Source organism: Acinetobacter sp. 40AMC3-4 (assembly GCF_049898185.1).
Taxonomy (GTDB): domain Bacteria; phylum Pseudomonadota; class Gammaproteobacteria; order Pseudomonadales; family Moraxellaceae; genus Acinetobacter.
On sequence record NZ_JAFCXG010000002.1, the window covers coordinates 61,456 to 74,546 of the forward strand.

Consider the following 13,091-nt stretch of genomic DNA (forward strand, 5'->3'; position numbering starts at 1 on the left):
TCAAGCTCATATTGTTCTCAATTTCCGATAATCAACCCAGTTACAATGAAACCCGACGGGTACACGAACCGGTAAATGAATGGTTGCAATCGGTCCTGTCGTCATCTGCTGTGCATCCAGAATCACCACTTTGGATGGGCATCCATCTAGAGCATGAACATAAGACATGAGCCAGCCATCATTTTCAGCTTGCGCCCCTTCCCGTGCGACGAATATCACCTCTCCTGTTACCCAGTTTTCTCCAAAAGAATAGCTTTCTGAATTGCCAGTTTCCACATCATGGCTCAAAAGAGTATTGCTGCTGACATGAAAAGGATCATCAAACTCGCCAAAGGAAATAGTGTAGACATAGCGATAAGGCCGTCCGGTATAAGCTTCATTAATCTGTGGGAATTCCTGTTTCATCTCGGATAATATCGTCCGAGCCACTTTTCCAGTGCCGTGTTCAAAAATGAACCGCTCCAGCCGAATATCCTGATCTTCAATCGGTCCCTGAATCGAACTGACCAAGGCTTTGGAGTGCACCACCACATCCATAACCACATCACCAGAATCCAGCTCATAAGCATTCACGGTATGAAAAATAAAACAGGGATCAATCTCATACCAGCGAATATCAATTGCCTTACCGTCAAAAGGCAATATACCCATGCGTGCCTGCCGTTTTGGATTCCATTGATATGGCAACATTGAACCCTTTAAAGCACTGCGTACAGAAAAGTTTACATTCAGGTCCAGAATCAGCACATGAGATCTGGTAATGGCACAATCATGAATCATCGGACCATGTTTCACTGGAATGTCGACATAATGTTTCAACTTACCTTTTGAATCTATCTGCAAATAAAAAACTTTGTTCTGACTTAAAGCATCATAACAAATCGCATGAATATCGCCCGTTTCAGGATCAATATGCGGATGGGCAGTAAATGGAAAATCCTGATCATCTTCAAATAAATGATGTCGTTTTGACTCCAGTGCAGCATTCAACTCAACTGGATATGCACCCGCTTCTACCAGTGCCCAGATTTTTCCGGCAAAGTGGATGACATTGGTATTGACTGCATCCGCGACACCTCGCGTTTTACCGGGAATTTGTGGTCGATGAAGTTTTTTCTGCACACTGGCAGAACCGATATAACTGCTTTTATACCAATGTGCCTCACCACCCTTCAGTCTGAGCGCATGCAACATACCATCGCCCGTAAACCAGTGATAGTTGCGTGGGTTTTTAACATTAATAGGATTTGGACCAATCCGCATTAATGCGCCATCCAGTTCTGCAGGAATTTGCCCTTCAACCTTTAAATTTGTGGAAAAGTGTTCCTGCCGCTCTGGTGCAAATATACCTTCCAGATAGGGATTATCCGGTGAATATGGAATGCGCTGATGCAGGATTTCTGTACCGTACTGGATAGATTTGCTGAGAGTATTCTTAAGCACGCTGCTCAGCGGTTTTGGCCACGGCATTGTTATTTTCCTTATTATATTTTTTCTTTGGATTATTCTGGCAGAGATGATAATAACAAAAACAGGTTGGATGGTTTCTGAATCTAGACTAACGGCGCGCCAAGTCAAACGCGCCGCAGCAGAGCATCAATTTTATAATTTTAGACTTTGATATCCAGAAGTTGAATAAACTCAAAAGCTGGCTCTTCATAAGGATGGCTTTCTTTTAAGGCTTTAGCGACCTCGACTGCCTTTTCATCTGGCACCAGAATTTCTACCCGCCATTCTTCTACCTGCTCCAGTTGACCGACTTCACCAATATGAGGATCTGCACCTTCTTGCGGCTTAAACTGTCCAGTTCCCAAAACCTGCCAGGCGCAGTTCGTATACTCACCAATGCCACCCGCTCCTGTTGCAAACACTGCATTTTTAGTGTCTTCCAGATTTTCGTCCGGTACGTAATAAATCAGCTTTAACATATATTCCTTCCTGAAATTCAGATATTTATTGTATTTTTAAGGGCTTGGGTAATTATCTTCAATGCAGGATTTTGAGAATTCTTGTTAAATGTTGCATACAAGCCTAGTTTTGGGAGCACCTGATCCGTCTGGATGATTTTCACATGATCATTCAAAAATCTCAGTAAATACTCAGGAGTAAAACTAAAACCCATTCCCATATTGGTCAGATTGATGTGTTGCAATACATTGGTCACCCACAGTAGCTGTTCATGTTCGAGCTGATCAATATCAAGCAGCTGATCCAGCTTTTCATAAAACACGGGTGTTGCATTCTGCTCACACATAATCATATTGTGATTTTTCAGTTCCTGTAATTTCAGGATTCGATCTGTAGGATGTAAATGCTGAGCGGCAACCAGATAAATTTGCTCGGTTAATAAATGAATATTGTCAAAATCTGGATGATCGAGATGAAAACGGGTAATACATAAATCCAGTTCAGCATTTTTTAGCCGCTGAATCTGTTCCATACAGGTCAGGCTATGCAGATGTATTTTCAAGTCCGGCATGGTTTTTTTAAGCTGGGCCAGAATCTGAGGCATCACTTTGATTTCTGCCACGTTTAAAAAGCCAATATGAATCTGGTTATTTTTCTGCTGTGCAACCTGACGTGCTGCTGCCACCGCCAGCTTGGCATTTTCCAGTGCTTTTTCGGCATAGACCTGAAAAGCCCGTCCTTCATCGGTGAGTTTGACTTTTCTGGATGAACGATCAAACAGGACAACGCCTACTTCCTGTTCCAGATCCTTAATTTGCTGGCTTAATGACGGCTGGGCAGTAAACAGCTTTTCGGCGGCCTTGGTAAAACTTTGTTGCTGCGCCACGGTGATAAAATAGCGTAAATGTCGAAGTTCCATAGCCTGCCCGGTTTCTGATCAGGTCAGCATCTTAAGATTATGACCCACGTATTGCAAATAAGAATAGGTCGATAGTTTATATGAATATCGCTATATCAACAGATCCTGTTTTACTAGACTGCCTGATCATATAGATAGCTTGTTCTTCACGCATATACATGGAGTCTTGTATGACACAACACTATGACACTGATGTTCTGATCATTGGTACCGGTCCTGCAGGTTCAACATTAGGTCTGACCTTAGCCAATTATGGCATCAAGGTACAACTGTTTACCCAGTTTAGCTGGCTGGCCAATAGTCCACGTGCCCATATTACCAATCAACGTGCCATGGAAGTATTACGTGATTTAGGTATTGAAGAACAGGTTAAAGAGATTGCAACACCATGGGAACAGATGGGTGAAAGCCTGATTACCACCAGTCTGGTCGGCGAAGAAATCGCCCGTTTAAGTGCATGGGGTACCGGTGATGAACGTCATGGTGACTATATCCAAGGCAGTCCATGTCCATTAGTCGATCTGATTCAGCCAAAAATGGAAGCTTTACTGGTGAAAAATGCCGGTGAACGTGGTGCAATTTATAACTTCAATACTGAATACCTGTCACATGTGCAGGACGAAGATGGCGTGACTGCTACTTTCCTGAACCGCATTACCAATACTGAATTTAGCTTAAGAGCAAAATATCTGGTGGGTATGGATGGTGCTAAATCTCGTGCATTGGAACAGCTCGGCTTGCCACTGGAAGGCGTGATGGCACGTGCCGGTACCGTCTATGTGACCTTTAAAGCTGATCTTTCTCAATACGTTCAGCACCGTCCTGCGATTCTGCAATGGATCGTGAATCCTGAAGCCAGCTTTGGCGATCTCGGTATGGGATTGTTACGTGCCATTACGCCATGGAATGAATGGATCATGGGTTGGGGCTTTGACATTTCCAAAGGCGAACCACAAGTGACTGAAGAACAGGTCCGTGCCCGCCTGAATGCTTTTGTTGGTACTGAAGTCGAAGAAGTTGAAATCCAGAAATTATCGTACTGGTATGTGAACCAGACCTGGGCCACTGAATATTCTAAAGGTCGAGTGTTATGTGGTGGTGATGCAGTACACCGTCATCCACCATCGAGTGGCCTAGGTTCAAATACCTGCATGCAGGATGCCTTTAATCTAGGCTGGAAACTGGCATACGCGGTAAAAGGCTGGGCTGCACCTTCCCTGCTGGATTCCTATACCACCGAGCGTGCACCGGTCGGCAAGCAGATTGTAGCGCGTGCGAACCAGTCACGTTTTGATTATAAATACCTGAAAGAAGTCTTTGGTTTTGATCAAGGTGTGACGACTCAGAAGCAAATGCTGGAACGTATCTTTGCGGAAGATGAGCAAGGTGCTGAAATCCGTCAAAAACTATTTGAAGCTTTGGAAATTAAAAACTTCGAATTTAATGCACAAGGTGTAGAACTGAACCAGCGATATAGCTCCAATACGGTGATTGCAGAATCCGAGCCTGAGATTTTTGAAAAAGATGAGCAGCTTTATTTACAGGCAACCACTCGCCCAGGCGCTAAAGTTCCGCATACTTGGCTGATCAATGCCAAAGGTCAAAAGCAGTCGACACTGGATATTACGGGTAAAGGTCGTTTTACCCTGCTCACAGGTTTATCCGGTAAAGGCTGGAAACAGGCGGCAGAAGCATTGGATTTGCCATATCTGGATGTGACTCAGATTGGTTCACGTGACTATCGTGATGTGTATGGAACCTGGAATGCCAAGTCTGAAATTCATGAATCTGGTGCAGTACTGGTTTGTCCGGATGGTTATGTGGCTTGGCGTTATCAGGACAGTACCAATAAAGCTTTTGATTATGAAAATACGTTAAAGGCGGTATTGAAGCAGGTTCAATTGGTTATTTAAATTATAAAGCCACCTTAATGGTGGCTTTCTTAAAGCTGATGATCAAGAACCCTGCAGCAAGTAACTGCCCACAACGAACAATATTTGTAGTCCTACAACAATACAAAACAACATCCAGCCTTTCTGACGCATTGCCGCCTTATCCATTATTCTAAGTGTTTTAGCCATGTCATCACCTCATCTTTGAGAATTGATACTGAACCGATCTATTCCATCTTTCTTTTATAGTGCAATAAAGTTGTGCATAAAACATACCATAGCACTTTATATACAATATAAAAGCAAAATCTAAACCAACTCAGCAGGAAGAAAAAAAATTAAAAAATCAGAATGCTTAAAAAGCAAAAATCCACCAAATTGGTGGTTGAATAATCCTATGTTAGTGAATTTATTTTAATTTTTCCATACAGTAAAATTAACATACTATTTAAAAACAATATTTATAATAAAAAATTCATTCACCTTGTTTTAATTTCCAAGATGAGAATAAAAACACGGACATTGTACCAGCCAAATTCACTGCTAATTCTGCATGTCTTGGAGAAGGTTTAAAGTTTATTTTACCTTGCCCATGAGCATCACCCACTTTATTTCTCAATGATCCTAAACCTTCAATGATGGAACTACATCCTCCGAGAATTTGTTTGAAAGTCTGCTCCGTATGTTGAGATGGAGCAAGGTTTAATTCTTTACTCACCAATCTATACAGTTGATTTATATCTGGAGCATTGCCATAACCGACTTCGTATTCATCAAGAATATATTTGCAGGTCGATTCTAAAAGTGTTCGAGCTAATGTAATCGCACCTTCGGGATCTGTACTTCTTCGCTCTAATGCTTTCTGCCATATTTGATGTATATAATCCGAGCTTAATTCAGCAATCTTCAACTGTACTACCTGATCCAATGGAGGAACATCTAGACTTTCTAATACATTAAAGAATTCTTTAAATTCCGAATAAATATAATTTTCACGTTCAGCGTAAGATTCAAAATCCCACTTAATCCTAGCTTCAAATTCATCTAATGTGCGTGTGTCTTTAATAAAAAATGGAATATATTCATAAAAGTTTTTAAATGTCAGTAACTCTTGTCTAAGCTGCATAAATGCCTCTGAAGAACCTTTTTCATAAGTATCAGTAGCTCTAGCTATTAGCAATTCTTGTAAAAGTAAAACTTTTTCAATTAAATCGGACATTTGAGGACTCTTTATTCATTTTTTAATCTTTTTCAATTCTATATCTAATCACCTATAAATCTATAATTTGCTTATTAAAAAAGCCCCTTTCGGGGCTTTTTTAATTCTTGATTATATCAATTAGCCAATAAATTTACGTGCATTACGGAACATACGTAACCAAGCACCGTCTTGATCCCAGTCTTCTGGTTTCCAGGAATGCTGGAGCGCGCGGAAGTTACGTTCAGGGTGCGGCATCATAATCGTTGCACGGCCATCCTGAGAGGTTACACCGGTAATACCTTCCGGTGAACCATTCGGGTTCAACGGATATTGTTCAGTTGCATTGCCATGGCTGTCGACATAACGTAGAACCACCTGATTCGATGCATTCAGTGCAGCAAAGTTTTCCGCCGTTGCAACTGCACGACCTTCACCATGCGCCACAGCGATCGGCAGAATCGAACCTTGCATGTCTTGTAACAATACTGAATTCGATTTTTCCACACGAACGTTCACTGCTCGCGCTTCAAATACTTCAGACGTATTGCGATGGAAACGTGGCCAAGCATCCGCACCCGGAATTAATGGAGCCAATTGAGACAACATTTGACAACCATTACAGATACCGAGCGAGAAGGTTTCTTGACGGTTGAAGAATTTCTCAAACTGGTCACGCAATTTAGCATTGAACAATACGGATTTCGCCCAGCCCCCACCAGCGCCCATCACGTCACCATACGAGAAGCCACCACACGTTACCAAACCTTCGAAATCATCCAGGCTGATACGACCTGCCAGCAAGTCACTCATGTGGACGTCAACGGTATTGAAACCGACTTTGTCGAAAGCTGCCGCCATTTCAATATGACCATTCACACCCTGCTCACGCAGAATTGCCATATTTGGACGACGCAAGTTAATGAAAGGTGCTTCAATCACTTCATTCAAATCGAATGTTGGTTGGGCGATAATACCTTTGTGTGCTTTATCGGTAATTAAGGCAAATTCCTGATCTGCAGTTTGTACGTTGTCACGTAGGCGCTGGATTTGATGAGAAACTTCAGTCCATGCCACTTGCAGATCAGCACGTTCAAGTACCAAACCATTTACAGATAACTGATCAGAATTATTTACAGTACCCACCACTGCAATTGCATCTTTAAGCGTAGAGGCTGCAACTTCAGCTTGTAGTGCTTCCCAATCTGCTTTCGAGATTTGCAGCACTGCACCAATTTCTTCAGCGAACAATGAAGCAACAGATTGATCTTCAAGTGCGACACCAAGACGTGAAGCGAACATCATTTCTGCAACAGTTGCCAATAAACCACCATCACCGATGTCATGATACGCTTTGATTAAGCCACGGTTGTTCCAGTCTTGAACCAATGCGAAAAATGCTTTGAAGTCATCGAAACTGTCGACATCAGGCGTCACTGAACCGATTGCTTTATACACCTGCGCCAGAATCGAACCACCTAGACGGAACTGACCTTTAGACAGATCAATACGAACCAGTACAGATTCAAGATCTTTTAATTCAGGAGTCAATGTTTGACGTACATCAGTCACTGGTGCAAATGCAGTGATCACACCTGACATTGGAGAAGTCACAGACTTGTCTTCACCTTCGTCATTCCAGGTGGTACGCATAGACAATGAGTCTTTACCGACCGGAATCGCGATACCGAGTGCAGGACACATTTCCATACCGATAGCTTTCACGCCTTCGAACAATGCCTGGTCTTCGCCAGGTTGACCCGCAGCAGCCATCCAGTTTGCAGACAATTTGATGTCGCTGATTTTTTCAATCTTCGCAGACATGATGTTAGAGATCGATTCAGCCACAGATAAACGTGCTGATGCAGCAGGATTCAACAACGCTACTGGAGGACGTTCACCCATTGCCATTGCTTCACCGGTGTAACCGACAAGACTTGTAGTTGTTACTGCAGCATCCGCGACAGGAACCTGCCAGCGACCCACCATCTGGTCACGCGCGACCATACCGGTAATCGAACGGTCACCAATACTGATCAGGAATGATTTAGAAGCCACTGTCGGGTTTTTCAGAACGCGATAAATCGCATCTTTTAAATCCGTAACTTTAGCCGCGTCAAAATCATCGCCTTTACGTTCAATCGTTTCATAGGAACGGCTCATACGCGGAGTACCGCCAAGCATCACCTGCATTGGCATATCCACCGGTTTGTTGCCGAACAATGGATCTTCAACGGTTAAGTGACGTGCTTCAGTCGCCTCACCCAGTACTGCAAACGGACAACGTTCACGCGCACAGATTGACTCAAATAATTCTAAAGAAGATGGACGAATCGCCAATACATAACGTTCTTGCGCTTCGTTTGACCAGATCTCCATTGGCGACATGCCAGGTTCTAAAGATGGAATCTTACGAAGATCCAGCACTGCACCTAACTCGTGATCATTCACCAGTTCAGGCATGGCATTTGATACACCACCCGCACCTACATCATGTACCGACACGATTGGGTTATGGTCTTCCATGCGCCAGCAAGTATCGATCACCTCTTGGCAACGGCGTTCCATTTCCGGGTTTTCACGTTGTACCGAAGCAAAATCAAGGTTCTCGCCCAATTTACCGCTATCTACAGAAGATGCAGCACCACCACCAAGACCGATCAGCATGGCTGGACCACCGAGTACGATCAGCAAATCGCCCGGTAAGATCGGATCTTTTTCAACGTGATCTGGACGGATATTTCCGTAACCACCAGCGATCATGATTGGCTTATGGAAACCTTTAACATCGCCATTCACGTTTTGTTCAAAGGTACGGAAGTAACCGTTTAAAGCTGGACGACCAAATTCGTTGTTAAACGCAGCACCACCAAGCGGGCCTTCAATCATGATTTGTAACGGCGATGCCATACGCGATGGTTTGCCGTAGTTTTCTTCCCAAGGCTGTTCAAAGCCCGGAATATTCAGGTTAGATACCGTGAAGCCGGTTAAACCTGCTTTAGGCTTACCACCACGACCGGTCGCACCCTCGTCACGGATTTCACCGCCTGAACCTGTCGCTGCACCGGCAAATGGTGCAATTGCTGTTGGGTGGTTGTGGGTTTCCACTTTCATCAGGATGTGAGCAGCTTGGCTCTTGTATTTATAAACCTGATGGCCGTTGTCTTCTTGGGTTGGATAAAAACGCTGGGTATCCGAACCAACAATCACTGAAGCGTTGTCTTTATAAGCCGACAATACATCTGTCGGTGATTCTTTATAGGTGTTCTTGATCATCTGGAACAACGACAATGGCTGAACTTCACCATCAATCGTCCATTCCGAACCAAAAATTTTATGACGGCAATGCTCAGAGTTGGCTTGCGCAAACATCATCAGTTCGATGTCATTCGGATTACGACCTAGCTTGATGAAAGCCTCAGTCAGGTAATCAATTTCGTCCATTGATAATGCAAAACCAAATTCATTATTGGCTTTTACCAGTGCTTCTTTACCTTCACCCAGAATATCAATCGAGTTCAGTGGTTTTGGCGCAGTTTCCACAAATAATACCGCAGCATCTTCAATCGCATTGAATACGCTTTCGGTCATACGGTCGTGAAGTACTTGCAATGCTTCTTTAGAAAGCTCTTTTACGCCCTTCAAAGTAAATAAAACGCCGCGTTCAAGTCGATGAACCGGCGTATTACAGTTTTTGAAAATGTCCGTCGCTTTAGAGGACCAAGGAGAGATGGTTCCGACGCGCGGTGTGACTAAAATCTGGATTTCATCACTTGCAGCCTGGTGCAATTCAAAAGATTGACCATCGTTGAGAAGCTGTAAAGCTGATTGCTGTTGTTGCTCGCTGAGCGCTTGGTCAAAGAGGTAGACCCATTGACTTTCAATTGATTGAACAGAACTAATTGACGTCAAACGCGATAATAGTTGAGTTTTCTTAAAAGAAGAATGTGCGGGTGCACCGGCAACGATAAACATGCTGATTTTGGCTCCACGGGATGGTCTGAACAACCATGCCACAATGTGACTTGAGAGAGCGCATATTCTACTGTGAAATAAGGAAATCGGCTAGATGCCAAATCAGAAAACTACGTCTGAAATATCCTGGACTTTTAAAATATTTCGTTTATTTTCAGTCAGGAAAATTGAATGTAGTCGCACAGGTTAACACATTTTTTTCAAGAAAAATCAAAACCGCTTCAGAATAATTTTCTGCATAAAAATTGTATTATTTTTCAACAACAATCGGGACAAAATCAAATTCAGGTTTTATTGTCATGACCTGCCAAAATTCCTATTTAGGCCAAAATGAAATACTTGATTACAAGATTTAATGAAGTCGTATTTTTTGCAGACTGTTTTTGATTCTTTTGATTGACTCTTAACTTTGACTTCTAAGATTAGAAAACTGGTTAAAGGTCTTCTGCCGTTTTCTGTACTACAAGGAACAGTTCTCCGCTGATCTCCGCCATTACAGTAACAGAGGCAAATTACTCCCCTCTATGAAAGAATAATTAATACTGAGTGGTATTTTAATCTGACATCATCTGCGGGGGAAAAACCGGACATCCATTCTCAACTTCTAAAAGAATAAAAATAAAGTTTCTTATTTGGGCCTTTTATTTTTTTATATTTGATTTTTATCTTCTCAGATCATAATTAAGCGAAATTTACTCATCTAAAAGACCAAAAAATATATCGACAAAATCCCCCACCATATCCAATATTTTGAAATTTCATCATTTATTCATGAGCTCTATTATGCGTAAAAAACACAATATAAATAGCAAAATACCACTTATATTTATGAGGAAATTTACCAGGAATTATGAGGCTTATATAAAAAAATAATGAAGAAATGATTAATAATAAAATTTTGTTACCTTTTTTATTTAATCCGTATTCTCAGGTTTTATTTAACTCGAAAAGTTTAAAATAAATATTTGTAATTGCTGAAAAAATATAGAAAATTTTCTTTTTTATTCAACTAACAGAATAACAGGCCCACACGTCTATATCAGCTAAGAATCTTACCAAATAGACACTTCATCAGTAAATTTGATGATTTTATGTTAAGCTCTAGCCGAATTGCTGAGGAATTGTCCAAATTCTGAGCCTGGCAATGGTTTTTCCTTTCTGCTGTAGAGATGAATATAAATTCTATATTCGGACACTAATTTTTTGATGTTCTATAGCTTCACTGCTCTGTCTATTTTAGAGCCTTAATCTGTCACCAATGATTTAATTTTCAAAAACAAAAGGTGACCCGCTTAAGGAGTATGTATGTTTCAATTCACTAGTACAGCAACTGTACTATTGATGGTGCTTTTCTATGGCATCACTTTTTTACTATCGTTACGTATTAAACAGAAAAATGAAAATGTTGATGGCTACATGGTCTCGAATGGCTCCATCGGATTTGGAATGTCTGCGGCCAGTATGACCGCCACCTGGATCTGGGCCGCCTCGTTTTATGCAGCAGCTTCATCCGGATATACATACGGCGTTTCCGGTGCCCTACACTATGGTTTGTGGGGTGCGCTGATGATTTTATTTATCTATCCCTTTGGCAAGCGCTTTCGTGAACTGGCGCCTAATGCCCACACCTTGGCAGAAATTATGCATGCCCGGCATGGCAACCAAAGCCAGATGATTCTGGCAGGTTCCAATATTGTGGGCAGCGTGATCAGCCTGATGGTGAACTTTACCGCCGCTGGGGCACTGGTTGAGATTTTATCTCCTTTAAGCTTTATCCATGGCGTGCTGATTACCGGTATCGGTGTGCTGTCCTATACCCTCTGGTCGGGCTTCCGTTCTTCGGTGTTTACCGATTTTGGTCAACTGGTGGCGATGATTGTCGCGGCTGTGATCATTATTCCAACCTTGTTCTTCACCTTAGGTGGACCTTCCCTGTTTCAAAGCGGGATTCATCACCTGCAGCCGGAACAGCTGGATTTTTTCTCTAAAACAGCCTTTCTGGAACAAGGTGCACCATTTTTTGTTGCCGTATTGGCCTACGCGATTGGTAATCAGACCATTGCCCAGCGCCTGTTTGCAGTCCGTGAAGACCTGATCAAACCGAGTTTTATCACTGCAACCATTGGTTATGCTGCAATTGTTATTGGTCTAGGCATGCTGGGGTTATTGGCACTATTTGCAGGTATTCAGCCCATTGATGGCAACCTGAATAACCTGATTCCGCAAATGGCAGCGACTTATCTTTCTCCATTTATGGTCGCGCTGTTATTCATCATGGTGATTGGAGCATTGTCTTCTACCGCTGACTCGGATCTGTCTGCCCTGTCTGCGATTGTCATGACGGACATTTATGGCAAACAGATTGCGAAAAACAGCCCTGATCCAAAGAAAATGCTATTCATTGGCCGTATGACCATGATCGTTGCCACCATGCTTGGAATTGTGATTGCCACCTTAAAGTTTGACATTTTGTCGATGCTGATTTTTGTGGGTGCGCTTTGGGGCTCTATTGTATTCCCGGTAATTGTTAGTCTGTATTGGGACAAGGTGAATGCCCGGGCCTTTAACTGGTCAGTGGGCCTCGCATTTTTCAGCTTTCTGATAGTACGTTTTGAATGGCTTCCGATTCAGGGATTGATCGCACTTGGCTTTGAACTCGTTGCGACCCTGGGGATTGGTGTGGTGCTGGGTCTGATGACCTTTGGTTTCTTTGGCAAGAAAGTGGGTCTGGTCGTTGGCATATTGGCCAGTATTGGCTTCATGCCATGGACCATCGGTTTCTTGCGTGAATACGGCACCTTGTTAAGCTCACTAACAGCTTATGGCAGTAGTGCACTGGTATGTACGGTGTTGACGCTGGTCTACAGTAAAGAACGATTTGATTTTAAACAAATCAACAAGATGGTGATTGAATTTCACCAGCTATCTGAGAAAAGTAAATAAGGAGATTTCAGATGACAAGTCAATTATTGACTCTATATGTACTTTTTTGGCCTTTGGTGGCAAGCCTGGTCTTGTTCACGATTTGTCTGAATGTCTATAAAGACACACAACAGGCCAAGAAAAATGGCGAAGAGCTAATTTGATTCTTCATCCTAAACAAAAAGCAGGCTATTGAGTCTGCTTTTTATTGTTCATTTGATGATTTCGATTTTTAATTCTCAGTCTTTTCCAGCTGACTAAAATAACAATAGGGAGC

At 42.4% G+C, this 13,091-nt stretch carries 9 protein-coding genes; 3 read left to right on the plus strand and 6 right to left on the minus strand.

Annotated features, from left to right (window positions below; genetic code table 11):
• Positions 1–6: 6 nt before the first annotated feature.
• From ACP7BU_RS03005 to ACP7BU_RS03015, 3 genes are all read right to left on the minus strand, one after another.
• The gene (locus tag ACP7BU_RS03005) at positions 7–1,470 is read right to left on the minus strand and encodes a carotenoid oxygenase family protein (RefSeq protein ID WP_425878904.1); all 1,464 of its coding nucleotides are present in this window, start codon (positions 1,468–1,470) and stop codon (positions 7–9) included.
• A gap of 140 nt (positions 1,471–1,610) precedes the next feature.
• Positions 1,611–1,928 carry an NGG1p interacting factor NIF3 gene (locus tag ACP7BU_RS03010; protein ID WP_425878902.1) on the minus strand — a complete coding sequence of 106 codons (318 nt, stop codon included), beginning with the start codon at positions 1,926–1,928 and terminating at the stop codon, positions 1,611–1,613.
• A gap of 17 nt (positions 1,929–1,945) precedes the next feature.
• The gene (locus tag ACP7BU_RS03015; protein WP_425878900.1) at positions 1,946–2,827 is read right to left on the minus strand and encodes a LysR substrate-binding domain-containing protein; all 882 of its coding nucleotides are present in this window, start codon (positions 2,825–2,827) and stop codon (positions 1,946–1,948) included.
• A gap of 170 nt (positions 2,828–2,997) precedes the next feature.
• On the opposite strand from ACP7BU_RS03015, the gene ACP7BU_RS03020 reads away from it, so the two are divergent.
• The gene (locus tag ACP7BU_RS03020; RefSeq protein WP_425878898.1) at positions 2,998–4,740 is read left to right on the plus strand and encodes an FAD-dependent oxidoreductase; all 1,743 of its coding nucleotides are present in this window, start codon (positions 2,998–3,000) and stop codon (positions 4,738–4,740) included.
• Between the two features lie 42 nt (positions 4,741–4,782).
• Here the strand turns inward: ACP7BU_RS03020 and ACP7BU_RS03025 are convergent, their stop codons facing one another.
• From ACP7BU_RS03025 to purL, 3 genes are all read right to left on the minus strand, one after another.
• A complete protein-coding gene (locus tag ACP7BU_RS03025; RefSeq protein WP_004645654.1) occupies positions 4,783–4,908 on the minus strand; it encodes a KGW motif small protein in 126 nt (41 codons plus the stop codon).
• Positions 4,909–5,194: 286 nt separating this feature from the next.
• Positions 5,195–5,938 carry an abortive infection family protein gene (locus ACP7BU_RS03030; RefSeq protein WP_005097594.1) on the minus strand — a complete coding sequence of 248 codons (744 nt, stop codon included), beginning with the start codon at positions 5,936–5,938 and terminating at the stop codon, positions 5,195–5,197.
• 120 nt (positions 5,939–6,058) lie between these two features.
• The gene (gene purL, locus ACP7BU_RS03035; RefSeq protein WP_005252422.1) at positions 6,059–9,892 is read right to left on the minus strand and encodes a phosphoribosylformylglycinamidine synthase; all 3,834 of its coding nucleotides are present in this window, start codon (positions 9,890–9,892) and stop codon (positions 6,059–6,061) included.
• 1,305 nt (positions 9,893–11,197) lie between these two features.
• Here purL and ACP7BU_RS03040 point away from each other — a divergent pair.
• Together ACP7BU_RS03040 and ACP7BU_RS03045 are read left to right on the plus strand one after the other, a co-directional pair.
• The gene (locus ACP7BU_RS03040; protein ID WP_004279102.1) at positions 11,198–12,835 is read left to right on the plus strand and encodes a sodium:solute symporter family transporter; all 1,638 of its coding nucleotides are present in this window, start codon (positions 11,198–11,200) and stop codon (positions 12,833–12,835) included.
• Between the two features lie 11 nt (positions 12,836–12,846).
• Complete coding sequence (locus ACP7BU_RS03045) at positions 12,847–12,978, plus strand: putative transporter small subunit (RefSeq protein WP_004645659.1); 132 nt, start codon at positions 12,847–12,849, stop codon at positions 12,976–12,978.
• The last annotated feature ends 113 nt before the right edge of the window (positions 12,979–13,091 follow it).